The organism is Pseudomonas sp. GD04158 (genome assembly GCF_029834875.1).
Classification (GTDB): domain Bacteria; phylum Pseudomonadota; class Gammaproteobacteria; order Pseudomonadales; family Pseudomonadaceae; genus Aquipseudomonas; species Aquipseudomonas hydrolytica.
The window spans coordinates 85,496-109,872 of record NZ_JAODYT010000008.1 but is presented as its reverse complement, the minus strand read 5'-3'; the positions used below and the strand labels follow the sequence as shown (position 1 = coordinate 109,872).

Annotated in this window: 26 protein-coding genes; 11 read left to right on the top strand and 15 right to left on the bottom strand. The window is 64.5% G+C overall.

What is annotated here, in order from left to right; translation table 11 throughout:
• Window positions 1-92: 92 nt before the first annotated feature.
• Window positions 93-1,568: an NAD(P)/FAD-dependent oxidoreductase gene (locus N7333_RS05690; RefSeq protein WP_177491213.1), complete on the bottom strand. Its 1,476-nt coding sequence runs from the start codon at window positions 1,566-1,568 to the stop codon at window positions 93-95.
• Between the two features lie 101 nt (window positions 1,569-1,669).
• Here N7333_RS05690 and N7333_RS05685 point away from each other — a divergent pair, with 101 nt between their 5' ends.
• From N7333_RS05685 to N7333_RS05660, 6 genes are all read left to right on the top strand, one after another.
• On the top strand, window positions 1,670-2,683 hold the full coding sequence (locus N7333_RS05685; RefSeq protein ID WP_252576758.1) for an AraC family transcriptional regulator: 1,014 nt from the start codon (window positions 1,670-1,672) through the stop codon (window positions 2,681-2,683).
• Window positions 2,684-2,924: 241 nt separating this feature from the next.
• Window positions 2,925-3,803 carry a DNA-3-methyladenine glycosylase gene (locus N7333_RS05680; protein ID WP_129483416.1) on the top strand — a complete coding sequence of 293 codons (879 nt, stop codon included), beginning with the start codon at window positions 2,925-2,927 and terminating at the stop codon, window positions 3,801-3,803.
• A gap of 4 nt (window positions 3,804-3,807) precedes the next feature.
• Entirely contained in the window at window positions 3,808-4,305 is a 498-nt protein-coding gene (locus N7333_RS05675; protein WP_003240932.1) for a methylated-DNA--[protein]-cysteine S-methyltransferase, read from the top strand.
• A gap of 241 nt (window positions 4,306-4,546) precedes the next feature.
• On the top strand, window positions 4,547-4,972 hold the full coding sequence (locus N7333_RS05670; RefSeq protein WP_003240934.1) for an organic hydroperoxide resistance protein: 426 nt from the start codon (window positions 4,547-4,549) through the stop codon (window positions 4,970-4,972).
• A 57-nt stretch (window positions 4,973-5,029) separates the two neighbouring features.
• Entirely contained in the window at window positions 5,030-5,290 is a 261-nt protein-coding gene (locus N7333_RS05665; protein ID WP_003240936.1) for a DUF2790 domain-containing protein, read from the top strand.
• A gap of 33 nt (window positions 5,291-5,323) precedes the next feature.
• Window positions 5,324-6,340: an alpha/beta hydrolase gene (locus N7333_RS05660; RefSeq protein WP_129483415.1), complete on the top strand. Its 1,017-nt coding sequence runs from the start codon at window positions 5,324-5,326 to the stop codon at window positions 6,338-6,340.
• 87 nt (window positions 6,341-6,427) lie between these two features.
• Here the strand turns inward: N7333_RS05660 and N7333_RS05655 are convergent, their stop codons facing one another.
• The 6 genes from N7333_RS05655 to N7333_RS05630 form a co-directional block, all read right to left on the bottom strand.
• Window positions 6,428-7,795, bottom strand: a complete 1,368-nt coding sequence (locus tag N7333_RS05655; RefSeq protein ID WP_129483414.1) for an aspartate aminotransferase family protein — start codon at window positions 7,793-7,795, stop codon at window positions 6,428-6,430.
• Between the two features lie 23 nt (window positions 7,796-7,818).
• Window positions 7,819-9,165 carry a glutamine synthetase family protein gene (locus N7333_RS05650; protein ID WP_129483413.1) on the bottom strand — a complete coding sequence of 449 codons (1,347 nt, stop codon included), beginning with the start codon at window positions 9,163-9,165 and terminating at the stop codon, window positions 7,819-7,821.
• 28 nt (window positions 9,166-9,193) lie between these two features.
• Window positions 9,194-9,751, bottom strand: coding sequence for an XRE family transcriptional regulator (locus N7333_RS05645; protein WP_012018880.1), 558 nt, complete (start codon window positions 9,749-9,751; stop codon window positions 9,194-9,196).
• An 18-nt stretch (window positions 9,752-9,769) separates the two neighbouring features.
• On the bottom strand, window positions 9,770-11,059 hold the full coding sequence (locus N7333_RS05640; RefSeq protein WP_129483412.1) for an FAD-binding oxidoreductase: 1,290 nt from the start codon (window positions 11,057-11,059) through the stop codon (window positions 9,770-9,772).
• Between the two features lie 114 nt (window positions 11,060-11,173).
• Window positions 11,174-11,473: an antibiotic biosynthesis monooxygenase gene (locus N7333_RS05635; protein ID WP_129483411.1), complete on the bottom strand. Its 300-nt coding sequence runs from the start codon at window positions 11,471-11,473 to the stop codon at window positions 11,174-11,176.
• Window positions 11,474-11,492: 19 nt separating this feature from the next.
• Window positions 11,493-11,639 (bottom strand): hypothetical protein, encoded by a 147-nt coding sequence (locus N7333_RS05630; protein WP_177491211.1) that lies wholly within the window; start codon window positions 11,637-11,639, stop codon window positions 11,493-11,495.
• Between the two features lie 327 nt (window positions 11,640-11,966).
• Here N7333_RS05630 and N7333_RS05625 point away from each other — a divergent pair, with 327 nt between their 5' ends.
• The gene (locus N7333_RS05625) at window positions 11,967-12,914 is read left to right on the top strand and encodes an AraC family transcriptional regulator (protein WP_012018883.1); all 948 of its coding nucleotides are present in this window, start codon (window positions 11,967-11,969) and stop codon (window positions 12,912-12,914) included.
• A gap of 193 nt (window positions 12,915-13,107) precedes the next feature.
• Here the strand turns inward: N7333_RS05625 and N7333_RS05620 are convergent, their stop codons facing one another.
• Complete coding sequence (locus N7333_RS05620) at window positions 13,108-14,256, bottom strand: acyl-CoA dehydrogenase family protein (protein WP_129483410.1); 1,149 nt, start codon at window positions 14,254-14,256, stop codon at window positions 13,108-13,110.
• 76 nt (window positions 14,257-14,332) lie between these two features.
• Window positions 14,333-15,301: a transcriptional regulator FtrA gene (ftrA, locus tag N7333_RS05615; RefSeq protein WP_129483409.1), complete on the bottom strand. Its 969-nt coding sequence runs from the start codon at window positions 15,299-15,301 to the stop codon at window positions 14,333-14,335.
• Window positions 15,302-15,398: 97 nt separating this feature from the next.
• Here ftrA and N7333_RS05610 point away from each other — a divergent pair, with 97 nt between their 5' ends.
• Window positions 15,399-15,836 carry a rhodanese-like domain-containing protein gene (locus N7333_RS05610; RefSeq protein ID WP_012018886.1) on the top strand — a complete coding sequence of 146 codons (438 nt, stop codon included), beginning with the start codon at window positions 15,399-15,401 and terminating at the stop codon, window positions 15,834-15,836.
• Between the two features lie 8 nt (window positions 15,837-15,844).
• Entirely contained in the window at window positions 15,845-16,351 is a 507-nt protein-coding gene (locus N7333_RS05605; protein ID WP_232460455.1) for a GNAT family N-acetyltransferase, read from the top strand.
• On the opposite strand, the gene N7333_RS05600 is transcribed toward N7333_RS05605, so the two are convergent.
• From N7333_RS05600 to dnaX, 4 genes are all read right to left on the bottom strand, one after another.
• Window positions 16,332-16,901 (bottom strand): DUF4157 domain-containing protein, encoded by a 570-nt coding sequence (locus tag N7333_RS05600; RefSeq protein WP_096826624.1) that lies wholly within the window; start codon window positions 16,899-16,901, stop codon window positions 16,332-16,334. The two genes, N7333_RS05605 and N7333_RS05600, sit on opposite strands and share 20 nt — an antisense overlap.
• 30 nt (window positions 16,902-16,931) lie before the next feature.
• Complete coding sequence (gene recR / locus N7333_RS05595; protein ID WP_129483408.1) at window positions 16,932-17,531, bottom strand: recombination mediator RecR; 600 nt, start codon at window positions 17,529-17,531, stop codon at window positions 16,932-16,934.
• Between the two features lie 209 nt (window positions 17,532-17,740).
• Entirely contained in the window at window positions 17,741-18,067 is a 327-nt protein-coding gene (locus tag N7333_RS05590; RefSeq protein WP_003240957.1) for a YbaB/EbfC family nucleoid-associated protein, read from the bottom strand.
• 26 nt (window positions 18,068-18,093) lie between these two features.
• Window positions 18,094-20,166, bottom strand: a complete 2,073-nt coding sequence (gene dnaX / locus N7333_RS05585; protein ID WP_129483407.1) for a DNA polymerase III subunit gamma/tau — start codon at window positions 20,164-20,166, stop codon at window positions 18,094-18,096.
• Between the two features lie 457 nt (window positions 20,167-20,623).
• Here dnaX and N7333_RS05580 point away from each other — a divergent pair, with 457 nt between their 5' ends.
• On the top strand, window positions 20,624-20,845 hold the full coding sequence (locus tag N7333_RS05580; protein WP_003240961.1) for a hypothetical protein: 222 nt from the start codon (window positions 20,624-20,626) through the stop codon (window positions 20,843-20,845).
• Window positions 20,846-20,898: 53 nt separating this feature from the next.
• Window positions 20,899-21,186: a DUF3509 domain-containing protein gene (locus N7333_RS05575; protein WP_003240963.1), complete on the top strand. Its 288-nt coding sequence runs from the start codon at window positions 20,899-20,901 to the stop codon at window positions 21,184-21,186.
• Window positions 21,187-21,279: 93 nt separating this feature from the next.
• Here the strand turns inward: N7333_RS05575 and cysS are convergent, their stop codons facing one another.
• Window positions 21,280-22,665 carry a cysteine--tRNA ligase gene (gene cysS, locus N7333_RS05570; protein ID WP_129483406.1) on the bottom strand — a complete coding sequence of 462 codons (1,386 nt, stop codon included), beginning with the start codon at window positions 22,663-22,665 and terminating at the stop codon, window positions 21,280-21,282.
• The gene (locus N7333_RS05565) at window positions 22,666-24,333 is read right to left on the bottom strand and encodes a glutamine--tRNA ligase/YqeY domain fusion protein (protein WP_129483405.1); all 1,668 of its coding nucleotides are present in this window, start codon (window positions 24,331-24,333) and stop codon (window positions 22,666-22,668) included.
• Between the last annotated feature and the right edge of the window lie 44 nt (window positions 24,334-24,377).

Sequence of the window (24,377 nt, the reverse complement as noted above, 5' to 3'; positions counted from 1 at the left end):
TCGGCGGACGTACCAGACCGCGGAACAGCAGGCGCAGCGCGCCGCGCAACACGCCGCGCAACAACATCTGCTCGGCGGCTGGGGCGGTGAAATCAGCGGACGCAGTCATAGTCGGCAAGCTCCGGTGTACGGGTCAGATGGCGATAGGTGAAGGTGTAGCCCGGCCAGTTGTTGGTGTGCTTGCCGGAGGCGTTCTGATACCAGCTGTTGCAGCCCTGCGCCCATATCGTTCGGCGGGTGGCGTGCTGCAGACGCTGGTTGTAGCGGCGCTGCACATCCATTCGCAGGTCGAGGTAGCGTAGCTGTTGCTCGCGCAGCGCACGCAGGCAACCAAGCACGTAGCGATACTGGCTCTCCAGCATGTAGAGGATGGAGCTGTGCCCGAGGTTGGTATTCGGCCCGTAGAGCAGGAACAGATTGGGAAAACCGCTGACGCTGATGCCCTTGTAGGCTTCGGCACCCTCCTTCCAGGCCTGATTCAGCTCCAGGCCGCCGAGGCCGCGAATGCGCATGGGCGCAAGAAAGTCGCTGGCGGTGAAGCCCGTGCCGTAGATCAGCACGTCGCAGGGGTGCTCGCGTCCGTCGGCGGTGACCAGGGAATGCTCGCGCACCTCGCTGATGGCCGAGTCGACGATATCGACATTGGCCTGGGCCAAGGCCGGAAGGTAATCGTTGCTGATCAGTATGCGCTTGCAGCCCATGGGGTAGTCCGGCTGCAACCGGGCACGCTTGGCGGCATCGGGCATCTGCCGCGCCAGATGGCGGGTGAAGCTGCCACGCATCAGGCGCATCACCCAGGGCATGCTGATGAAGGCCAGCGCCCGCACCTCATGGTGCAGGTACTTGAGTAGGCGATCGGCGCGCTGCAGTAGCGGCACACGGCGCATCAACGCGATTTCCCAGGCGCGGTAGGCGCGATCGGGCTTGGCCAGCACATAGGCCGCCGAACGCTGGAACAGGCTCAGTTGCGCCACCTTCGGCTGGATCTGCGGAACGAACTGGATCGCCGAGGCGCCGGTGCCGATCACCGCCACACGCTTGCCGCTGAGGTCCAGGTCATGGCGCCAGCGCGCCGAGTGAAAGGCCTCGCCACGGAAGTTCTCCAGGCCGGGCAGTGCCGGGTAGGCGGGGCGATTGAGCTGACCGCAGGCACTGACCAGCGCCTGCGCTTCCAGATGCTCGCCGCCGACCAGTTCGACCCGCCACAGCCCGCGTTCGGCGTCGAATTCGGCGCCCTGTACCTCGGCATTCAGGCGGATGTGCGGACGCAACCGGTGGTTGTCCACGCATTGGCGGATATAGGCATGAATTTCCGCCTGCGGCGCGAACTTGCGCGACCAGTCGTGCTTGGGCTCGAAGGAGAACGAGTACAGGTGCGATGGCACATCGCAGGCCGCCCCGGGGTAATGGTTGTCGCGCCAGGTACCACCGACATCGGCGGCCTTCTCCAGTATCAGAAAGTCATCCTCACCGGCCCTGCGCAGCTGCATGGCCAGCCCCAGGCCAGCGAAACCGCTGCCGATGATCAGCACGCGCCAAGGCGCGCCTGTGCGGGGGTTGTTGTGCATTGTGGTCTCCCCGACCGATTGGCGATGACAGGATGCTACTTGCGCAAGCGGGCTTCGGTTATGGCATAGTCGGTCAGAATATTGTGATTTTCGGTCAAGCCATGTCGCCGCCCTGGCCCCCACGCCGCAGCATCGTCAGCATCCAGTTGCTCACCCAGTTGGGCCTCGATCTCGGCCTGAATCTGGACGCCTGCCTGAAGGACACCGGTCTGGACCCGATGCAACTGGCCAGCCTGCACGGCGAAGTGGATGCCGAACGCGAGCTGCGGCTGATCGCCAACCTGCTCGAAGCGTTGCCGGAGCTGGTTGATCTGGGCCTGCAGGCTGGCCGACGCTACCACCTGACCACCTATGGCGCCTGGGGCTATGCCATTCTCAGCAGCGCCACGGTGCGCCAGGCTGCCGAACTGGGGCTGCGCTATCACGGCCTGACCTACGCCTTCACCCGCATCAGCCTGAACCTGGAGGATGGCGTGGCCAGCCTGCACTTCGACGACAGCGCCTTACCGCCGGCGCTGCACGACTTCATCGTGCAGCGCGACATGCTCGGTGCGCTGGTGGTGGTGCGTGAACTGCTGGGCAGTCCGCTGCCGATCCGCTCGGTGGAGCTGCGCCAGGCCACGCCAAGCGATATGACCCCCTTTGTCGAAGCCTTCGGCCAGGTGCCGTGCTTTGGCGCGCAGCACAATCGCCTCGGCTTTTCCGCCGATCTGCTGGACGACCCGCTGCCAAGGGCCAATTCGCAGCTGGTCAGCGCCTGCGAGCGGCAATGTCAGACGCTGCTGGCTCGCCATCAATGGCACCAGGGCATGGCCGGACGGGTGCGCCAGCTCCTCCTGCAAACGCCGGGACAGATGGCCGATATGGAGCAGGTCGCCAGCCGCCTGCACCTGAGCAGCCGTACCCTGCGCCGGCGTCTGATTGAGGAAGGCAGCAGCTTTCGCGCGCTGCAGGACGAAGTGCGCGAGGCCCTGGCCGATGAGCTGCTGGCCGCCGGCGGCCTGAGCCTGGAGGAGATCGCCGAGCGCCTGGGTTATGGCGAGCTGTCGAACTTCATCCATGCCTTCAAGCGCTGGAAAGGCACCACGCCGGGACGCTATCAGCGCGGCGCATAGGGGTTAGCGGGCCGCCTGAGTCATGCGCACCAGTCAACCAGCCGGGCCCCGGTTGCCATGCTTCTTTGGGTTCCTGGTGCGCGCGGCGCGCCCTCGGAAGGCCCGTTCGTACGCTTCGCTCACCCGCGACCCACGTAGGGTGCGCCGTGCGCACCGCCCATCCGCACATAGACCCGGTCGTCGCAGTTTGAAAGTCATCTTCGCGCTGACAACTCGCCAACGGCGAGCTAGGGTGCGAGCCATGAACATCATCACCCTGCTTCTGCCCTATCAGCCGCCCTGGGACTGGCAACAGTTCCACAGCCACTTCGCCCTGCGCGCGATCCCCGGGCTGGAGGCGCTGAGCGCGGACAGCTACAGCCGCGGCTTCTGCATCGACGGCGCCCCCGGCTGGCTGCGCGTGGCCCCACTGCCGGGACAGAACGCCCTGGAGCTGCGCTGCCGCATCGCCTCGCCCGCACATCTGGATCCGCTCGAGCAGCGCGTGCGGCGCATGTTCGATCTCGACAGCGAGCCCGAGACCATCGCCCGTCACCTGAGCGCTGACGAACTGCTCGCCCCGTTGCTGCTGCGCAATCCCGGCCTGCGCCTGCCGGTGGCCTTCGATCCCTTCGAACAGGCGGTACGCGCCATCGTCGGCCAGCAGGTCACGGTCAAGGCCGCAGTCACCATAGTCGGGCGCCTGGTACAGCGTATCGGCACGCGTCTGCAAACCCCGGCCGCACCGGGCATCAGCCACCTGTTCCCGACGCCCCAGGCGCTGGCCGAGGCGGATCTGAGCGGAATCGGCATGCCCGGCAAGCGGGTGCAGTGCCTGCAGCACTTCGCCACGCGCATCGCCGACGGCAGCCTGATACTGAGCATCGAGCACGGCAGCGCGGCGCTGATCGAGCAATTGTGCGCCCTGCCCGGCATCGGCCCATGGACGGCGCACTACATTGCCCTGCGCGCGTTCGGCGAAGCCGACGCCTTTCCTGCCAGCGACCTGGGCCTGCTCAAGGCTCCGGTGTGGGGCGCGGCGGGCATCGACGCACGGCGCCTGACCCTGCGCGCCGAAGCCTGGCGCCCATGGCGGGCTTATGCCGCCGCACATCTCTGGCATTGCTATTCGGGAGGTTGAAGCCATGCACTATCGCTATCACGACAGCCCGGTCGGCCCCCTGCTGCTTGCCGCCGACGAAAACGGTCTGCAGCTACTACTGATGGAACTGGACAGTCGTCCCTGGCGCATCGAGGAAAGCTGGCAACCCGCCAGCCGCGAGCTGGATGCCGTGTGCCGCCAGCTCGACGAGTACTTTGCCGGCAAACGCCGACGTTTCGAGGTTCGCCTGGCCCCGCGCGGCACGGCCTTTCAGCAGGCGGTCTGGCAGGCCCTGCAGGCCATCCCCTACGGCCGCACCTGCAGCTATTCCGAGCTGGCCGGCGTCATTGGCCGGCCCCATGCCGTGCGCGCAGTAGGCACGGCCAACGGTGCCAACCCCATCTCCATCATCGTGCCCTGCCATCGAGTGATCGGCCGCAACGGCAGCCTGACAGGCTACGCCGGCGGCCTGCCGCGCAAGCAGCAGTTGCTGGAACTGGAGGGCGCGCTGCTATCGCAGCAGACACAGCTGGCGCTTTGACGGGCAAGCCTGGCAGCTCCCCCCGGAAAGACGCGTCACCTTTCTCCTGCCAAGCCGGGGGTATCACCGATACCTCGTCAGCGCACTTATTCCATTAAGCAATTTTCTTATAGCCAAGTAATCTTAATATTTACATTGCGCACAAAACATTTGCGCAATAGAGTTCACTCCATGGAAACGGTTAGCGCACAAAACATTAGCGAGCCAATCCATTTCAACTACCTAATCGAGGATTACCGCCATGACTATCGAAAACGTTCTCTACCGCGCTACCGCTGAAGCCTTTGGCGGCCGTGAAGGCCGTGCCGTCTCCTCCGACGGCATCCTGGACATCGCTCTGACCACCCCGAAAGAACTCGGCGGCGCAGGCGGTAACGGCACCAACCCGGAACAACTGTTCGCTGCCGGCTACTCCGCCTGCTTCCTCGGCGCTCTGAAGTTCGTCGCCGCCCGCGACAAGCTGAGCATCCCGGCTGACACCTTCATCGAAGGCACCGTCGGCATCGGCCCGATTCCCACCGGTTTCGGCATCGAAGTGGAACTGCGCATCAGCCTGCCGGGCCTGGACGCTGAAGCGGCACAAACCCTGGTGGATCGCGCGCACATCGTCTGCCCGTACTCCAACGCCACCCGCGGCAACATCGACGTCACTTTGACCATCATCTGACAGCTAAGGCAAAGCGCTCACGGTCCTCCCTGAGCGCAGCCCAAGAGGAGAATCGCCATGAAAACCCGCACCCTGTTCGCCACCGCCCTGACCGCCCTTTCGCTCAGCGTATCGCTCGGCGCCTTCGCCCAGAGCGCTGACGCCACGCAGTACCGCTACGGCCTGGATCTGGATATCGCCAAGGTGATTTCCATCGAGGTACCCAACAGCCCGCAGTGCGAAGTCGTGACGGCGAAGATGACCTACCGCAACAGTGCGGGTGAAGTGGAAACGCTCAGCTACGAGCAGCTCTCCAACGTTTGCGCCAACCAGAACTGATCCCGGCAGCCCTCTACCTACAGGAGTTTGATCATGAACATCTCGCGCACTCTGACCGCCGGGCTGCTTGCCCTGGCTGTAAGCAGCAGCTTCGCCGCCGGCAGCGCCGGCGTCGAGCGCACCACCCAGGGCTTTCTCAATGCGCTGGCAAGCGGTGGTGGCCAGCCGCTGGAAACCCTCTCGCCCAAGGATGCCCGCGCTGTGCTGGTGGGCGCTCAGGCCAGCGTCGAGGTGGACCTGTCCGGCATCAAGGTGGACACCCAGGTGATCCAGGTGAACGGTCAATCGATCACCCTGAAAGTGGTACGCCCTGAAGATGCCCAGGGTGTGTTGCCCGGCTTCATGTTCTTCCATGGCGGCGGCTGGGTGCTGGGTGACTACCCAACTCACGAACGTCTGATCCGTGATCTGGTGGTGGGCTCCGGCGCCGCGGCGATCTACGTCGACTACACGCGATCGCCGGAGGCCAAGTATCCGACCGCGATCAACCAGGCCTACGCCGCCACCAAGTGGGTGGCTGAGAACGGCAGCAAGATCGGTGTCGACGGTTCGCGTCTGGCCGTGGCCGGCAACAGCGTCGGCGGCAACATGGCGGCCGTGGTGGCCATCAAGGCCAAGGAAGCCGGCACACCCAAACTGCGCGCTCAGGTGCTGCTGTGGCCGGTGACCGATGCCAATTTCAACAACGCCTCCTACAACCAGTTCGCCGACGGCCACTTCCTGACCCGCGGCATGATGGAATGGTTCTGGGACAACTACACCACCGACCCCAAGCAGCGTAACGAGATCCATGCATCGCCGCTGCGCGCCAGCCTGGAACAGCTCAAGGGCCTGCCGCCAGCGCTGGTGCAGACCGCCGAGATGGACGTGCTGCGCGACGAAGGCGAAGCCTACGCCCGCCGCCTGGACGCCGCCGGTGTGCCGGTGACCACCGTACGCTACAACGGCATGATCCACGACTACGGCCTGCTCAACGTGCTGGCTGAAGTCCCGGCGGTACGCTCCGCCATGGATCAGGCCGCGCAAACGCTGAAGAACAGCCTCAAGTAAGCGGCTGAAAAACGAAACCCCGCCACCGTCACCGGTCGCGGGGTTTTTATTTGGCTGGCCGGTGCGCGCCGCGCGCACCTTCTTGAATTACGCCAGACCGCGAACCTGCTCCCAGGTCAGATCCAGACACTTGCGCGCTTTCGCCACCAGCTCATCGATCTCGGCAGAGCTGATCACCAGGGGTGGCGCGATGATCATGGTGTCGCCCACGGCGCGCATGATCAGACCGTTGTTGAAGCAGTGGCCACGGCAGATCATGCCCACCCCTAGATCACCCGAGAAACGCTTGCGCGTGGCCTTGTCCTGCACCAGCTCGATGGCGCCGAGCATGCCGACGCCACGCACTTCGCCCACCAGCGGATGATCCGCCAGTTCACGCAGGCGCTTTTGCAGGTAAGGCGCGGTGTCTGCCTTCACCCGCTGTACGATGCCTTCTTCCCGGAGCAGGCGCAGGTTCTCCAGCCCCACCGCCGCCGCCACCGGGTGGCCGGAGTAAGTGAAGCCGTGGTTGAAGTCGCCATGCGCCTCGATCACCTCGAACACCTTGTCACTGACGATCAGCCCACCCATCGGCACGTAGCCGCTGGTGAGGCCCTTGGCGATGGTCATCAGGTCCGGCTTGAGGTCGTAGTACTGGCTGCCGAACCACTCACCGGTACGGCCGAAGCCGCAGATCACTTCATCGGCGACGAACAGAATGTCGTGCTTGGCCAGGATCTCCTTGATCCGCGGCCAGTAGGTCTCGGGCGGGATGATCACGCCACCGGCGCCCTGGATCGGCTCGGCGATAAAGGCGGCAACGTTCTCTTCGCCCAGCTCGAGAATTTTCTTCTCCAGCTGATCGGCGGCCCAGATGCCGAACTCCTCCGGCGACTGGTCGCCGCCCTCGCCGAACCAGTAGGGCTGCGGGATATGGGCGATGCCGGGGATCGGCAGGTCGCCCTGCTCGTGCATGAACTTCATGCCGCCGAGGCTGGCGCCGGCCACGGTGGAGCCGTGGTAGCCGTTCTCGCGACCGATGATGATCTTCTTCGCAGGCTGCCCCTTGCACGCCCAGTAGTGGCGCACCAGACGCAGCATGGTGTCGTTGCCTTCGGAGCCCGAACCGGTGAAGAACACGTGGTTCATGCCGGCCGGTGCCAGCTGGGAGATGGCGTGGGCCAGCTCCAGCACCGGCGGGTGGGCGGTCTGGAAAAAGGTGTTGTAGAACGGCAGCTGCAACATCTGCTTGGAAGCAGCTTCGACCAGCTCCTCGCGGCCATAGCCCACCGCCACGCACCACAGGCCGGCCATGCCATCGAGGATCTTGTTGCCCTCGCTGTCCCACAGGTGCACGCCCTTCGCTTCAGTGATGATGCGCGGGCCCTTCTCGGCCAGCTGCTTGTAGTCACTGAACGGCGCCAGGTGGTGGGCCTGGCTCAGGGCCTGCCAGTGTGCGGTTTTCGAGTGGTTCATGTCGCCTCCTTCGATCCGTGACATCACAGGTACCAGCGGTATTCGCGCGGGCTGATGTCGTGCATGAAGGCCAGGTGATCCTGGCGTTTGTTCTCGCAATAGACCATGACGAACTCGCTGCCGAGGCCGGCCGCGACGCGCTCGCTGGCCTGCATGCGGCGCACGGCGTCGAGCATGTCCTTGGGAAAGTCGACGCCGCTTTGGCGGTCGTCATTGAGCGGTGCGATGGGCTCGACCTGGGCGTCGAGCCCCTGCTCGATGCTGGTCAGCAAAGCCGCCAGCACGAGATAGGGATTGGCGTCGGCCCCCGGCAGGCGGAACTCCAGGCGCAGGTTGCGCGTGTCCGACTCGGGGATGCGCACGCAGGCGTCGCGATCCTCGAAGCCCCAGCTGGCCTTGCTCGCCGAGTTCACCTGGGCGCCGAAGCGACGGTAGCTGTTGTGATTCGGTGCGTAGATCGGCATCAGCTCCGGCAGCAGTTCCAGGCAACCGGCCACGGCATGCCGCAACGGACGCTGCTCGTCGCGGGCCAGCAGGTTGTTGCCGGCCTCGTCGTACAGGCTGACGTGGATATGCATGCCGCTGCCTGGATACTGCAGGTAGGGCTTGGCCATGAAGCTGGCGCGATGGCCGTACTTGAGCGCCACGCCACGGGTCAGCCGGCAGAACAGCGCCGACCAGTCGGCCGCCTGCATCGGGTCGGCATTATGGCTGAAGTTGATCTCGAACTGCCCCGGGCCGATCTCGGCGGTGATCACCGTGGTATCGATGCCCTGCAGACGCGCGGTTTCGGTGATGTCGTCGAGCACCTCGGCGAAGCGCGAGAGACGCTCGATGTGCATGTTCGGCTGGTCGTCGGCATCGCCGCTCAGATCATCGCGCGGGTACTGCGGCAGACCGTCCTTCAGCGCCTTGTCGAACAGGTAGAACTCCAGCTCGAAGGCCACCACCGGACGAATGCCGCGCGCTGCCAGGCGCTGCACCACGCGCGCCAGCACCTCGCGCGGCTCGAACTCGATGGGCGCTTCGGTGCCGTCGGAGCTGATCAGCATCTGCCCCAGCGGCTGGCGCTCCCAGTTCACCAGCTTGAGCGTGCCGGGAATCAAGCGGCGAGGCGCGTCCGGGTCTCCGTCATGGAAGCAATAGTCGCCGATCTCGTAGAGCCCGCCCTGGGCACCCAACAGCACGCAGTTCTGCGGCAGCTTGAGGGCGCTGCCGGCGGCGACCTTTTCCAGCATCTCGATGGGATAGCGCTTGCCGTAGAAATGTCCGGGGATGTCCAGGCAGATCAGGTCGACGAAGCGCACCTCGGGGTGGGCCTGGCGGAATTGGCGGACTTCATCGAGCAGCTCGACTCGGGTGGCGTTCATTATGATTGTTTCCGGTTCACGAGTAGGTTCAGGTGTAGATCCACAGCACGCGCGCAGGCGTTTCACCCTGGTTGGCATAGCGCAGGCGCGCGTAGCTCGGCACCTGGAAGGCGTCGCCGGGATACAGGGTGGCGCTCTGTTCGTCCTCGCCCAGCCACAGGGTCAGCTGGCCTTCGAGCACGTAGCCGGCCTGCTCCGAACGGTCGCTCATCTGTCGCTCGCCACTGCTGGCGCCAGGTTCGAGCAGGCTGTCGACCACCATGAAGGCGCCCTGCAGGGTGGGCGAGGCCATGATGTCGGTGATGCCACCGGCCAGGTACAGGGTGCGGCGCTCGTCCGGGCGGGTGACCCAATCCAGCGCCTTGGGTTTGGGCAGGTTGTAGAAATAGGTGGTGGGCACGTCGAGCGCCTCGCTGATCGCCGTCAGGTCCGCCACTGTGGGGCGCGACAGGCCACGCTCGACCTGTGACAGAAAGCCCACGGAACGGCCGATGCGTTCGGCCAGCTCGTTGAGGGTGACCTTCTTGTGCTTGCGCAGGTCGTGAATCAGGACGGCCAGCGCCGCCATTTCTTCATGCTTGTCCATCATCGGAAGCTGCCCATTTCAGAAGTAGTCCCGCAGGCGATACCAGGCCTTGCCGATGGCCTCCAGGGGAGCCGCCAGGCGCTCGCCGAAGGGAAAGGCGGGATTGCGCAGTTGCCGGTACAGCGCCAGTTCATCGTCATTGCCGAGAATCGCGTCACTGACCGCCCGCGCAGCCGCGAGCGTGGGCAACACGCCATGCCCGGAGAAGCCCTGCAGCCAGTAGCGACCATTCTCGCCGCCGACATCCGGCGTACGCGCACGGGTGACGTCGATATGCCCGCCCCAGGCGAAGTCGATGGCCACGCCCGACAGTTGCGGGAAGACGCGTTCGAGGAACGGCCGCGTCGCCGCCGCCATGTCCTTCGGCAAGCCGCCCAGATAGGTGCAACCGCCACCGAACAGCAGGCGGTGATCCGGCGTACGGCGGAAATAGTCGAGCACGAACTGGTTGTCGGTGACGCAGGCATTGCGCGGCAGCAATGCCTCGGCCCGCTCGGCGCCCAACGGTTCGGTGGCGATCTGGTAGGTGCCGACTGGCAGGATGCGCCGCGCCAGGCGTGGCTCCAGATCGTCGATATAGGTATTGCAGGCCAGCACCAGATTGTCGGCCTGCACGCTGCCCTGCTCGGTACGCACGCGGTAGCCTGAACCCTGCTTGTCCTGACTCAGCGCGCGACTCTGTTCGAAGATCTGCCCACCGGCGCGAATGAAAGCCTCGGCCAGGCCAAGCGCCAGCTTGAGCGGGTTGAGATGCCCGGCCTCAGGGTCGTAAAGGCCGGCGTGATAGCGCTCGCTGGCGACCCACTCCGGCATCTGCTGACGGGAGACGAACTGCAGCGCGCGGTGCCCCCACTTGTAGGCGGCCTCCTCCTGCCATTCATGCAGCAACGCCACCCGCCTTGGCAGCACCGCCGTCCACAGATGGCCACGGCGGTAATCGCAATCGAAGCCATGGCGCTGCGGCAATTCGCGCAGCTCCCGCGCAGCCCAGGCCATGCCGTCCCACAGGCGGCGAGCACGCTCGATGCCGAGCGTTTTCTCCAGCGGCGGCATATCGCAGGACCAGCCGAGAATCGCCTGCCCGCCATTGCGTCCGGAGGCGGCCCAGGCCACGCGACTGGCTTCCAGAACGATCACCCGCTTCCCAGCCTCGGCCAGGCGCAAGGCGGTATGCAGGCCACTGAAGCCGGCGCCGATGACCAGCACATCGCACTGCAGTTGCCCCTGCAAAGCGGGATACGGCGTCAGTCGCTCCTTGCAGCTATGGGCGTAGTAGCTGTCGACGTGCTCACTGGCGTGGCGAAACATAGACGACTCATGAAATTTAAAATAATTAATTTCATGAAAATCTATAGAGATAAATTCACAAAGGCAAGCTCGAGCGGCTCGAGGGCACCCTGCGAAAGACTACCCGCAGCCGAGTCAGGCCACCTGCTGCTGCAGCTCCACAGCACATTCGAGGTGGGTGAACAGCGCTTCGTCTATCGCCTGCGCCAATACCCGGCGCAGACCTTCGCTGCCGAGAAAGGCTTCTCGCGCCGCCGCCGAGCGCCATTGCCCTTCTACCTGCCAGGTCAGCGGATCACTGCGCAGCGAGAAAATCCGCAGGCGCAGGCAACCGGGAATGTCCCGACCTACGTCGTCCAGCCGCGCCAGGCACTGCCCCAACCGGGTCGAGCGACCCTGACGGGCGCGAACGGTCATACGGTGAATGATGCTCATGGCAACCTCCTGGAATGAGTCAGTACATACCGGCAGCGTGTCGCTGCAACACATGGGGCGCTGCCTGCGGCTCGGAGAAAGCCGCATTGCCACCTACTCGGGAATCGAGCCAGGCCGTGGCAAGCAGCAGTAGCGTCAGTGGCGCGATCAACCATTTGCTGGACATGGTTCGCTCCTTGATTGACAGGTGGGGCACCGCTCAGCGGGTACATCGCTAATGCATGGCTTCGGGCCGACACAGAGGAACGGCGCGATGGCTACAGAGATTAAGAGGAAGGTCACCAGGGCGTTAGTCGATTACTGGCAGATTCTTGCCTAAAACTGCAGCCTCGGAATTTGCACCAGGCAGGTGCACAAAGTTGCAAGACAGCTTGAAATACTCTGTATCACCCGCCATTTGCCCATTACTGGCAAATATTTGCCTAATCCTGCTACCCCTCATGACTTGCCTGAAAAACCTGGCTAGGCTTCGCTGACTTCCAGGAGGCTCATCATGCAGTCACCCCTTGCTACCGCTGCAACCCTCGATACCCCACTCGCTGAACTCAGCCACGAAATGGCCCGCCTGGTTGAGCGCTTCGTGCCTGACGACGGGTTGCACCTCACGGCCATTCCAGGCCTAAAACTGGCGCGCGCCACCTCGCCAAGCCTGCCGATGCAGACGGTTTACGATCCCTGCCTGTGCATCATCGCGCAGGGTCGCAAGGAGATACGTCTGGGCGACGAGCTCTATGTCTACGATCCGCTCAATTACCTCGTAGCGTCGGTGATGCTGCCGGTCACCGGCCGGGTGATCGAAGCCAGTCCGGAGGCGCCGTACCTGAGTCTCGCGCTGGAGATCGACCCGGCCCTGATCAGCAGCCTGCTGACCGAGATGCCGCCCATCCCGGCGCCTGATGCAGCCTCGCAACGCGCACTGTTTCTCGACCGCCTCGATCCGCGCCTGCTGGATGCAGTGATCCGCCTGCTGCGTCTGCTGGAAACCCCGCGCGACATCGCCATGCTGGCGCCACTGGCCCTGCGCGAGATCTTCTATCGGATGCTGCTCAGCCCGCAGGGCCACCGCCTGCATGAAGTGGTGGTCGCCGACAGCCAGAGCCAGCGCATCTCCAGGGCCATCGAGTGGCTGCGCAAGAACTTCGACCAGCCGCTGCGCATCGAAGAGCTGGCCCGCGAAGTCAACCTGAGCCCATCGACCCTGCATCATCGCTTCAAGGCCGTCACCGCCTTCAGCCCGTTGCAATATCAGAAGCAACTGCGCCTGCAGGAGGCTCGCCGGCTGATGCTGTGCGATAACCTCGAGGCGGCCGCGGCCAGCTACCGCGTGGGCTACGAGAGCCCTTCGCAGTTCAGCCGCGAATACAGCCGCCTGTTCGGCGCCCCGCCGCAGCGCGATATCGCCCGCCTGCGGCAGGCGGCGCAGAATCAGCAAGCTTCCTGAGATCCAGCCTTGCGCGAGCCCTTCCGCGACCAGTACCAGGCTGATCACGGCTGAGGCCGCGGCTACAACCCCATCTGCTTGGCGATGATCTCGTTCATGATCTCGCACGTGCCACCGCCGATGGAAAGGATGCGATTGTCGCGATACAGCCGCTCGACGAGAGATTCGCGCCATTGAGGCCCAAATGCCGCCTCTACAACCCCATCTGCTTAGCGATGATCTCGTTCATGATCTCGCGCGTGCCGCCACCGATGGAAAGGATGCGGTTGTCGCGGTACAGCCGCTCGACGAGAGATTCGCGCATGTAACCCATGCCACCCATGATCTGCACGGCATCGTAGGTAAGGCGGTCGGCGATATCGGTGGCGAAGTTCTTGGCCATGGAGATTTCCTTGATCACGCTCCTGCCGGCCGCCATCTGCGCGGCCTGGCGGTAGGTGAATTCGCGGGACACCTCGAGCTGCGTGGCCATCTCGGCCAGGCGGTGCTTGAGCACCTGAAACTTGCCCACCGGCTTGCCGAACGCCTGGCGCTCGCGCGCCCATTTCAGCGACTCCTCCAGCGCCAGCTGCGCAGTCATGTTGGCCATGATCGCCAGGCTCAGACGCTCGCTCTGGAAGTTGGCCATGATGCAGGCGAAGCCGGCGTTCTCCACGCCGATCAGATTCTCCACCGGCACCTTGCAGTCGTCGAAGAACAGCTCGGCGGTGTCGGACGCCCACCAGCCCATTTTTTTCAGCTTGCGGCCGACGCTGAAACCCGGGGTGCCCTTCTCCACCAGCAACAGGCTGACGCCGCCAAAACCTTCGCCCCCCGTGCGCACCGCCACCGTGTAGTAGTCGGCGCGTACGCCGCTGGTGATGAAGGTCTTGCTGCCACTGATGCGGTAGTGATCACCATCGCGCACGGCGCGGGTCTTGAGGTTGGCCACGTCGGAGCCACCGGAGGGCTCGGTCACCGCCAGTGCCATGATCTTCTCGCCGGCCAGCACCTGCGGCGCCACGCGCTCGCGCACGGCGGGCTTGGCCCACTTGACGATGGGCGGCAAGCCGATATCCAGCGAACCGAGCCCGGCCACCAGGCCGCCGGAACCGCAGCGCATCAACTCCTCGCTGGCCGCGACCTTGGCGAACACATCGCCCTCATGGCTGCCGCCGTACTGTTCGGGATAGCCGATACCGAGGATGCCCGCCGCGCCCGCCTTCCGATAAAGCTCGCGAGGGAACTCCTCGGTCTCCTCCCACTCATCGATATGCGGGAGGATCTCACGCTCGACGAAACGCCGAACGGAGTCGCGAATCAGCTGATGGGAATCATCGAAGTACGACTGAGGGGCGGCCATGCGGGGTTCTCCCGTTATTGTTTCGGCCACCCTAACCTAGCGCTTGCTTGGTTTTCAAGCTGAGACTACCCGCGGATCAGGATGCGTGCGTCACACCGAAACGCTCGCGGTAAGCCGAAGGCGGTAGCCCGACAGCGTTGCGAAAGGCCACACGGAAACTCTCCACCGAGCGAAAACCGCACAGCTCAGCGATGCGCTCACTGCCATCCGTGCCGCTCTCCAACAGTTCACGGGCACGTGCCAGGCGCTCGTGCTGCAGCCAGGCCTTGGGCGTCATGCCTGTGGCCTCACTGAAACGGCGCAGGAAGGTGCGCTCGCTCATGGCAGCGCGACGTGCCAGCTGGCTCACTTCCAGAGGCTTATGCAAGTGCTGCCGCGCCCATTGCATCAGGGTGGAGAGGTCGCTGCGCGGCGCCCGGGCCACCGGGGCCGGAATGAACTGTGCCTGGCCACCGGCCCGCTGAGGCGACATCACCAGGCGCCGGGCTACGGTGTTGGCAACCTGGGTACCGAAGTCTCGCGCCACCAGGTGCAGGCAGGCATCGATACCGGCGGCACTACCAGCCGAGCTGATGAGCGAGCCGGCATCGACATAAAGCACGTCTGGATCCACCTCGACAGCGGGGAAACGACGTGCCAGCTCCTCGGCGTAGCGCCAGTGGGTAGTAGCGCGTCGACCGTCCAGCAAGCCGCTGGCAGCCAGGACGAAAACGCCGGAACAGATGGAAACCAGCCGAGCGCCACGTCCATGAGCGTCGCGCAGGGCGGACAACAAAGGCTCGGGGGGAACCTCGGCGCGGTCACGCCAGCCGGGGATGACAATGGTGCGCGCCTCGGCCAGGCGCTCCAGTCCTGCCTCGGCGAGTATCTGGATACCGCCCATGGCGCGCATGGGGCCGTTGTCCAGGCCAACGATGCAATGGCGGTACCAGGGGAAATCGAACTCGGGCCGGGGGAGACCGAAGATCTCCACGGCAATGCCGAACTCGAAGGTGCAGAGGCCATCGTAAGCCAGGATGGCCACCAGGCCGGGATCGTCGTGCATTTGGCGGAAACTTACCAGTTACTGTCTTGCACGCCACTTTAGAGCAGGATGCGCGCTGGATACAGTGGCGCCATCACTCAACCGATGGAGAGTCACCATGCCCAGCCTCGTTCGTCAGCACCCTGCTGCCAGCCCGGAAACCGCAATTGCCCATTTCACCCAGCGCATGGCCTTCGAGACCGACTGCTCGGACGTGCATGCCAGCCAGCAGGCGGGCGAGGTCGACTACGTGCTGGTCGACGTGCGCGGAGAAGCCGCCTACGCCGCTGGCCACGTACCCGGCGCGATCAACATCCCCCATCGCCTGATGAGCGCGGAGTTCATGGCCGGATATCCAAGCGACACACTGTTTGTCGTCTACTGCGCCGGCCCACACTGCAATGGCGTGCACCGCGCTGCCGTGCGCCTGGCCGGATTGGGTTTCGCGGTAAAGGAGATGCTCGGCGGTGTCACGGGTTGGCTGGACGAAGGCCTGAGCCTGACCGGCGCGCAAAGCCCGCAGCAAGCCCGCCCTACCTTTACCTGCGCATGTTGAGCCCATGTGTGCGCGAGGCGCGGGCCGAGGATGTGCCCGCCCTGCTCCCGCTGATGCGTGAGCTGGCGCGCTTCGAGGACTACCTGGAGGATTTCGCGGTGGACGAGGAGCAACTGACTGCCCGCGCATTCGCACCTGAACCCCAGTGCCGGATATTCGTGGCACAGGCCTCGGAACGACTGCTCGGCTATGCCGTAACTCAGGAGCTCACCTTCACCTATGACCTGCGCCCGACGGTTCGACTCAAGGAGCTATACGTGGCCCCTGATGCACGCAGCCAGGGACTGGGCGAACAGTTGCTGGCCGCAGTGGCCCGCTGGGCAAAGACTCGCGGCGCGGGCCGATTGAAGTGGGATGTGCTGGCGGGAAACCAAAAAGCCGAGCGCTTCTATCAGCGCCTGGGCGGACAACCCGATACCAAGTGGATCGCCTACACGATGGACCACAGCGCCCTGGCTGCCCTGGCAGAGCATCACTGCGCAGCAGACTGCTCCGCTAACGCAGCGCCCGCCTGACCCGCGCCTGCATCTCGTACGCCGGCCCTTCCACCGACTGGAAGTCACGGGTGTAGCGGCGGGCGAACTCGGCCGTGCCCCAGTCGCGGTACTGCTGCACATGCCACAGCTCGTGCGCCCAGAGCGCGGCATCGCTGGCGGCTGCCTCGGCATCGCGAAACACCACCACATCCACCAGCGTCACGGCCTGCACATCCGGGTTCTGCAACATGACGGTGGCGGCGTCCATCTCGTCGGTGATGCCCACGCGAAAGCGCACTTCATCGAGCAAGGCATCGTCGTAGAAGGGCGCGAGCTGCGCGCGAATCATCAGAGGGATCGGCTCGGTACCGGCCCGCAGCGCCGCCTGACGCGATTGCAGCAGCCAGGCTTCCAGGCGCGCCGCCGCCATGTTCAGGCCGTCTTCACGAACGCGTACCGGATCGGGCACGCACAGGCAGGAACCGCCCAGACAGACCTGTATCTGCCCGGTCGGGCATTGGGCCTGGGCGACCAGGGGCGCTCCCAGCAGGAGCAGCAGAGCGATACGGTGCAGAGTGTCGGTGATCACAGGCACTCCGAGTTGGAAGGTTCCGAGGACTTACAGACTGATCGGACGCCGACCGGCCAGGGCATGCGCCAGAGTGCCGCCATCGACCAGCTCCAGTTCGCCACCCAGGGGCATGCCATGGGCGATGCGCGAAGCGACCAGGCCCTTGCCGGCGAGGATCTGCGCAATGTAGTGCGCCGTGGCCTCGCCCTCTACCGTCGGGTTGGTGGCGAGGATCACCTCGCTGAAGGCACCGGCCTCGATCCGCTCCAGCAGCTCGGGAATGCCGATGGCCTCGGGACCGAGGCCATCGAGTGGCGACAGGTGCCCCTTGAGCACGAAGTAACGGCCGCGAAAGCCGGTCTGCTCCACGGCATGCACATCCATAGGCCCCTCGACCACGCACAGCAGGCTGTCGTCGCGACGTTCGTCCAGGCACAGCTGGCAGACCTCGTCCTCGCTCAGGCTGCGGCAGCGCTTGCAGTGCCCCACACCTTCCATCGCCGCATTCAGCGCCTGCGCCAGGCGCTGACCGCCGCTGCGATCACGCTCGAGCAGCTGCAGCGCCATGCGCTGCGCCGTCTTCTGCCCGACACCGGGCAGGATGCGCAGGGAGTCGATCAACTGGCGAATCAGAGGGCTGAAGCTCATGGAAGTCCTGCAAAGTTGGCGGGCAATGATCTGGTGGGCTAAAGCCCACCCTACGAACGGGTGCGTTTTGCACACCATCACCACGGGGCGACCAGACGGTATGCAGTACAAGGCGCGAAAGGCCGCGAGCACCGGAGTTTACGTCTGTAAATGAGGATGCTCGGGGCCTTTCGCAACGCAGTAATGCGTGCCGACTGGGCGTCACAGGATCAGAAGGGCATTTTGAAGCCGGGGGGCAGCTGCATCCCCGCCGTCATGCCGGCCATCTTCTCCTGGCTGTTCTGCTCGACCTTGCGCACAGCGTCATTCACCGCGGCGGCGATCAGGTCTTCCAGCACTTCCTTGTCTTCCTGCATCAGGCTGTCATCCAGAGTGATGCGCTTGACGTCATGACGCCCGGTCATCACCACGCTGACCAGGCCGGCGCCGGACTGGCCGGTGACTTCGGCATTGGCCAGCTCTTCCTGCATCTTCTGCATCTTTTCCTGCATCTGCTGGGCCTGCTTCATCAGGCCTGCCATGCCACCTTTCATCATGTCGGTATCCTCGGTGTTCGGGGGTGTTAGCTGGGGGTATCGATAGGTTCGATGCTGTCGTCGCGCACCTTGGCGGCGAACTGTTGAATCATCTGCTGCACCAGCGGGTCGGCATGGATCGAGGCCTCGGCGCTGCGCTGGCGTTCGGCGCGGCGACGGGCTGCGGCCTGCGCCGGCGTCTCTTGCTCCGGCTTGCACAGCTCGATGCGCAATTTGATGCTGCGCCCCTGCAGCTGGTTCAGCGCGTCGTTGAGACGGCGCTGCTGGGTCGGATTGAACAGCGCGCTGTGCGCCGGGTCCAGGTGCAGCAGCCAGTCGTCGCCATTGGCTTCGATCAGCGTGCAGTTGGCGGCGATGCTGCCGGTCATGCCGCCCAGGCCAAGCTGCGGGAACAGCGACAACCACTCTGCCGCCAGGCCGGTAGCCGGTTTGGCGGCCGGCAAGGGTTCTGCAACCGCTGGCGCCTCGGCCTCGGCTTGGCCGAAATCGTAGTCGAGCGTTTCCGCGTCCATCTCGACATAGTCGTAGTCGCCGGGCGGTGGCTCGTCGTCACCGCCGTCAGCATCCACCACAGGCTGCACGACCTCGCTCGGAGCGGACTCGGCAACTGCTTCAACCTCCACCGCTACAGGCTCTGGCGCGACGACAGGCTGAACGGCTGCGACTGCCGGTTCCGCGGCCTTGGCGGTCTCCCAGGGCACATCGACGGCAGCCGCAGGAGCAGCGATCTCGGGCTCTGGCTCGGGCAGCAGGCTGGGGGCGGTCGCAACCGGGGCCTCAACAGGCGGGACGGGTTCACTCACGACAGGCTCGCTGCTCGAAGCTGGCGCGACCGGACGGACTTCGGCCACTGCTGGAGAGACGGGCACAGACGGTGCTGAAACCACAGCAGCAGCGGGAGCAGAAACCACAGGAGCCGGCATAGCGGTGCCGGCCACTGGCTTCGGTTGGGAATCAGCAGTGGCCTGGCTGATCCCCAAGGGCTTTAGCGTGATCCTTGGCGCATCGTCGGCATCGGCCGGACGGAAGGCCAACATGCGCAGCAGCACCATCTCGAAGCCGCCACGCGGATCCGGCGCCAGCGGTAGATCGCGGCGGCCGATCAGGCCCATCTGGTAGTAGAACTGCACGTCCTCGGCCGGCAGCGCCTGGGCCAGTTGCAGCACGCGTTCGCGATCACCCTGGCCGTTGTCCACGGCATCCGGCAGCGCCTGGGCGATGGCCACGCGGTGCAGGACGTTGAGCATCTCCGCCAACACGCCGTTCCAGTCCGGGCCCTGCTCGGCCAGATGGCGTACCGCCTCGATCAACGCCCGCGCGTCACCTTCGATCAACGCTTGCAGCACACCGTAGACCTGGCCGTGATCCAGCGTGCCGAGCATCGCGCGCACATCGGCAGCCAGCACCTTGCCCTCGCCGAAGGCGATGGCCTGGTCGGTCAGGCTCATGGCGTCGCGCATCGAGCCGTCGGCGGCACGCCCCAGCAGCCACAGCGCATCGTCCTCGAACGGTACGTTCTCGGCGGTCAAGACGTGAGTCAGATGCTCCACCACCCGCTCCGGCGGCATGTTCTTCAGGGAGAACTGCAGGCAGCGCGACAGCACGGTGACCGGCAGCTTCTGCGGGTCGGTGGTGGCCAGGAGGAATTTCACATGGGGCGGCGGCTCCTCCAGCGTCTTCAACAGGGCGTTGAAGGAGCTGGTGGAGAGCATGTGCACTTCGTCGATCAGGTAGACCTTGAAGCGGCCGCGACTCGGCGAATACTGCACGTTGTCGAGCAGCTCACGGGTGTCTTCGACCTTGGTGCGGCTGGCCGCGTCCACTTCGATCAGATCGACGAAACGCCCTTCATCGATTTCCCGACAGACCGAGCAGGTGCCACAGGGCGTGGAGCTGATGCCGGTTTCGCAGTTCAGGCACTTGGCAATGATCCGCGCGATGGTGGTCTTGCCCACACCGCGGGTACCGGTGAATAGATAGGCGTGGTGCAGTCGCTGGCTGTCCAGGGCGTTGATCAGGGCTTTGAGCACATGGGTCTGGCCGACCATTTCGCGGAACGAGCGCGGACGCCATTTACGTGCAAGAACCTGATAACTCATGGAAAACCGTCATATGAGGAAAGCAAAAGTGGGCTAATCCTAGCGGAGCAACCGGCAAATTGCATCCGCCACCGGCATGCCCGACAGGGTCTTGCACCAACCTGGAAATAGCGCTGTTCATTTCTTGAACAATGCATTATAATGCGCACCGTTCGTACCACGCTGTAAGTCATTCGGGCCTCGCGCCCTCCGCTGGTTTCCCGGTTCAACGTCAAGCGCATCTCCGCGCTGCCGCCCTCCCCGATCCCACCTGCTGACTGATCAGGCCGACTCGCCATCCGGCGCAGTTCCTCTGCCTGCCTCCGACGTACCGACCACGCCGAAGAACCGTAACAATGGAACTTTATCGTGCTAATCAGGCTCCGATCAGGTTCAACGCTATGGCCGTCTTGCGGCCGACCTCATGGAGCAACATAACGCGCAACGAAGCGCATATGCTTTGAAGGAAACACCCACAATGAATACTCAACATCAGATCGAGAAAGCTATCAGCACGCTGACCCGTGCATTCGCCCCGTTCGACTGCCGCATCCAGGCAGCGCGCAAGGGCAGCTTCAGCTTCACCCTAGTCGACAAGACCGGTATCGCGCAGTACAGCCAGCGTCTTTACCCAGGTCAATACAACGACGAATCGCTGCAGCAAGTGATCGAGCGTACTCGCCAGTCAATTATTGCTTGAACCATCTACCCATCCTGAGGTCGAAGGGTGCCAGTCTCAGGATGGAGTAGGTTATGGCACTTACCAACCAGCAACTCGTCGACCACCTGTTCAACCCGCTGCGCGCCAGCTTCAGCTCACCAAGGCCGGACGGCAGCATCATCCTCGCCCTGCTCGACGAGAGCGACAGCACCGTTTACAGCCGCGTACTGGCCAAGCCCCAGCTCGATGACCAAGGTGCCTTCGCCCAGAGCCTGGAAGAAATCCGCCTGGAACTGGCCGTACGCGCCGGCAACATCCCTGCCGACCTGCGCAAGACGCTCAAGGAACAGGACAGCGTGCTTAACTATCACAGCAGCTGAGCCCGAGCCCGCTGCGCGGGCTTGCTCCTCCTGCACACCGAACCCAAATGACAAAGGCCGCTATCAAGCGGCCTTTGTCGTGTGGCGCGAAGCTTACTCGGCGAGACGCCAGGTGGTGCCGCCCTTGCCGTCTTCCAGCACCACGCCCATGGCGGTGAGCTGATCGCGGATGCGGTCGCTTTCCGCCCAGTTCTTGTCGGCGCGAGCCTGCAGGCGCGCGGCGATCAGCGCCTCGACCTCGGCCGCATCGACCTTGCCGGCAGCGCCCGCCTGGAGGAAGGCTTCCGGCTCGAGCTGCAGCACACCGAGCACGCTGGCCAGCTGCTTGAGCTGGGCAGCCAGGCCGGCGGCAGCCTGCACATCCGACTCACGCAGGCGGTTGACCTCGCGGATCATCTCGAACAGCACGGCGCAGGCTTCCGGCGAGTTGAAATCGTCGTCCATCGCCGCACCGAAGCGCTCCACATACGCCTCGCCACCGGCAGGCGCTGCTTCCGGCAAACCTTTCAAGCCGTTGTAGAAACGCTCCAGGGCGCCCTTGGCTTCCTTGAGGCTCTCTTCCGAGTAGTTGATCGGGCTGCGGTAGTGGCTGGACACCAGCAGGTAGCGCACCACCTCGGGGTGGTACTTTTCCAGCACCTCACGGATGGTGAAGAAGTTGCCCAGGCTCTTGGACATCTTCTCGCCATCCACGCGCACCGCGCCGGCGTGCATCCAGGCGTTGGCGTACTGCTTGCCGGTGGCCGCCTCGCTCTGCGCGATCTCGTTCTCGTGGTGCGGGAACACCAGATCCGGGCCGCCGCCGTGGATGTCGAAGGTCTCGCCCAGGCAGCAGGTGGACATCACCGAGCACTCGATGTGCCAGCCCGGCCGACCCTTGCCCCAGGGCGAATCCCAGCTCGGCTCACCTGGCTTGGCGCCCTTCCACAGCACGAAGTCCAGCGGGTCTTCCTTGATCTCGTCCACTTCGATACGCGCGCCGATCTTCAGCTCGTCGATCTTGCGCCTTGAGAGCTTGCCGTAGGTCTCGAACCTGGTGACGCGGTAGTACACGTCGCCATTGCCCGGCGCGTAGGCATAACCCTTGTCGATCAGGGTCTGGATCATCTGGTGCATGCCGGCGATATGGCCGGTGGCGCGCGGCTCGATGTCCGGACGCAGCACGGAAAGGCGCGCCTCGTCTTCGTGCATCGCCGCGATCATGCGCTCGACCAGCGCCTCGAACGGCTCGCCGTTCTCATTGGCGCGCTTGATGATCTTGTCGTCGATGTCGGTGATGTTGCGCACGTAGGTCACGTCATAGCCGCGCTGACGCAGCCAGCGGGTGACCACGTCGAAGGCGACCATGACGCGGGCGTGACCGATGTGGCAGAAGTCGTACACGGTCATGCCGCACACGTACATGCGCACCTGGTTGCCGACCAGCGGCTGGAATACATCCTTGGTCTTGGTCAGGGTGTTGTAGATGGAGAGCGCCATTTATTGCCCCCAGGAATCGCGCAGGGTGACGGTGCGGTTGAACACCGGCTTGCCGGGCTGCGAGTCCTTCAGATCGGCGACGAAATATCCTTCGCGCTCGAACTGGAAGCGCTCTTCCGGCGCGGCCTGGGCCAGCGACGGCTCGGCGCGGCAGCCGCTGAGCACCACCAGCGAATCCGGATTGATGTTGTCGAGGAAGCTGCCGCCCTCCTCGCTTTTTTCCGGGTTGGCGGAACGGAACAGGCGGTCGTACAGGCGCACTTCGCACTCGACGCTCTCGGCGGCCGGCACCCAGTGGATCACGCCCTTGACCTTGCGGCCTTCGGGGTTCTTGCCCAGCGTATTCTCGTCATAGGAGCAGCGCAGCTCGACGATATTGCCGGCGGCGTCCTTGATCGCCTCGTCAGCGCGGATCACATAGCTGCCACGCAGGCGCACCTCGCCACCCGGGATCAGGCGCTTGAAGCCGTCCGGCGGGGTTTCCTCGAAGTCGCTGGCGTCGATGTAGATCTCGCGGGAAAACGGCAGCACGCGCACGCCCATGTCCTGCTTCGGGTGGCGCGGCAGCTCGAGGTTCTCGACCTTGCCCTCCGGGTAGTTGGTGATCACCACCTTCAGCGGCTTGAGCACGCACATGGCGCGCGCGGCGTTGGCGTCGAGATCCTCGCGGATGGCGAACTCCAGCATGCCGATGTCCACCACGCCGCCGGCGCGGTTGACGCCGATCATGTCGCAGAAGGTGCGGATCGAGGCGGCGGTATAACCGCGGCGACGGTAGCCGGACAGCGTGGACATGCGCGGATCGTCCCAGCCGCTGACATGGCCTTCGTCAACCAGTTGCTTGAGCTTGCGCTTGCTGGTGACGGTGTAGTTCAGGTTAAGGCGGGCGAATTCGTACTGGCGCGGCTGCGCCGGCACCGGGAGGTTCTCCAGGAACCATTCGTACAGCGGGCGATGATCCTCGAACTCCAGGGTGCAGATCGAGTGGGTGATGCCCTCGATGGCGTCCGACTGGCCATGAGTGAAGTCGTAGCTGGGGTAGATGCACCACTTGTCACCGGTCTGGTGATGATGGGCATGGCGGATGCGGTAGAGGATCGGGTCGCGCAGGTTGATGTTCGGCGAAGCCATGTCGATCTTGGCGCGCAGCGAACGGGCGCCGTCCGGGAACTCGCCGGCCTTCATGCGGGCGAACAGATCGAGGTTCTCCTCGACGGAGCGGTCGCGGAACGGGCTGTTCTTGCCCGGCTCGGTCAGGCTGCCACGGTAGGTGCGCATTTCCTCGGCGTTGAGATCGCAGACGAAGGCCTTGCCCGCCTTGATCAGCTCCACCGCCCAGGCGTGCAGCTGGTCGAAGTAGTCGGAGGCGTAGCGCTCTTCGCCTGCCCATTGGAAGCCCAGCCACTCGACATCAGCCTTGATCGCGTCGATGTATTCCTGGTCTTCCTTGGCCGGGTTGGTGTCGTCGAAACGCAGGTTGCACTGGCCGCCGAACTCTTCGGCCAGGCCGAAATTGAGACAGATGCTCTTGGCATGGCCGATGTGCAGGTAACCGTTGGGCTCCGGCGGAAAGCGGGTCACGATCTTGGCGTGCTTGCCGCTGTCCAGATCGGCCTGGACGATGGGGCGCAGGAAGTTGGCAGCTTTTTCGACGGTGGGCTTGCTCATGGGGTCCTTAACAATACTGGCGCGGCACAGGGTAGGCCGCTTCG

Coding starts and splice junctions, on each gene's coding strand:
- recR (WP_129483408.1), bottom strand. CDS start 17,531: ATGAGCTTCAGCCCTCTGATTCGCCAGTTGATCGACTCCCTGCGCATC.
- N7333_RS05580 (WP_003240961.1), top strand. CDS start 20,624: ATGAATACTCAACATCAGATCGAGAAAGCTATCAGCACGCTGACCCGT.
- N7333_RS05670 (WP_003240934.1), top strand. CDS start 4,547: ATGACTATCGAAAACGTTCTCTACCGCGCTACCGCTGAAGCCTTTGGC.
- N7333_RS05610 (WP_012018886.1), top strand. CDS start 15,399: ATGCCCAGCCTCGTTCGTCAGCACCCTGCTGCCAGCCCGGAAACCGCA.
- N7333_RS05630 (WP_177491211.1), bottom strand. CDS start 11,639: ATGTCCAGCAAATGGTTGATCGCGCCACTGACGCTACTGCTGCTTGCC.
- N7333_RS05590 (WP_003240957.1), bottom strand. CDS start 18,067: ATGATGAAAGGTGGCATGGCAGGCCTGATGAAGCAGGCCCAGCAGATG.
- ftrA (WP_129483409.1), bottom strand. CDS start 15,301: ATGCACGACGATCCCGGCCTGGTGGCCATCCTGGCTTACGATGGCCTC.
- N7333_RS05575 (WP_003240963.1), top strand. CDS start 20,899: ATGGCACTTACCAACCAGCAACTCGTCGACCACCTGTTCAACCCGCTG.
- cysS (WP_129483406.1), bottom strand. CDS start 22,665: ATGGCGCTCTCCATCTACAACACCCTGACCAAGACCAAGGATGTATTC.
- N7333_RS05680 (WP_129483416.1), top strand. CDS start 2,925: ATGAACATCATCACCCTGCTTCTGCCCTATCAGCCGCCCTGGGACTGG.
- N7333_RS05625 (WP_012018883.1), top strand. CDS start 11,967: ATGCAGTCACCCCTTGCTACCGCTGCAACCCTCGATACCCCACTCGCT.
- N7333_RS05650 (WP_129483413.1), bottom strand. CDS start 9,165: ATGAACGCCACCCGAGTCGAGCTGCTCGATGAAGTCCGCCAATTCCGC.
- N7333_RS05640 (WP_129483412.1), bottom strand. CDS start 11,059: ATGTTTCGCCACGCCAGTGAGCACGTCGACAGCTACTACGCCCATAGC.
- N7333_RS05675 (WP_003240932.1), top strand. CDS start 3,808: ATGCACTATCGCTATCACGACAGCCCGGTCGGCCCCCTGCTGCTTGCC.
- N7333_RS05655 (WP_129483414.1), bottom strand. CDS start 7,795: ATGAACCACTCGAAAACCGCACACTGGCAGGCCCTGAGCCAGGCCCAC.
- N7333_RS05620 (WP_129483410.1), bottom strand. CDS start 14,256: ATGGCCGCCCCTCAGTCGTACTTCGATGATTCCCATCAGCTGATTCGC.
- N7333_RS05665 (WP_003240936.1), top strand. CDS start 5,030: ATGAAAACCCGCACCCTGTTCGCCACCGCCCTGACCGCCCTTTCGCTC.
- N7333_RS05690 (WP_177491213.1), bottom strand. CDS start 1,568: ATGCACAACAACCCCCGCACAGGCGCGCCTTGGCGCGTGCTGATCATC.
- N7333_RS05685 (WP_252576758.1), top strand. CDS start 1,670: ATGTCGCCGCCCTGGCCCCCACGCCGCAGCATCGTCAGCATCCAGTTG.
- dnaX (WP_129483407.1), bottom strand. CDS start 20,166: ATGAGTTATCAGGTTCTTGCACGTAAATGGCGTCCGCGCTCGTTCCGC.
- N7333_RS05635 (WP_129483411.1), bottom strand. CDS start 11,473: ATGAGCATCATTCACCGTATGACCGTTCGCGCCCGTCAGGGTCGCTCG.
- N7333_RS05645 (WP_012018880.1), bottom strand. CDS start 9,751: ATGGACAAGCATGAAGAAATGGCGGCGCTGGCCGTCCTGATTCACGAC.
- N7333_RS05565 (WP_129483405.1), bottom strand. CDS start 24,333: ATGAGCAAGCCCACCGTCGAAAAAGCTGCCAACTTCCTGCGCCCCATC.
- N7333_RS05660 (WP_129483415.1), top strand. CDS start 5,324: ATGAACATCTCGCGCACTCTGACCGCCGGGCTGCTTGCCCTGGCTGTA.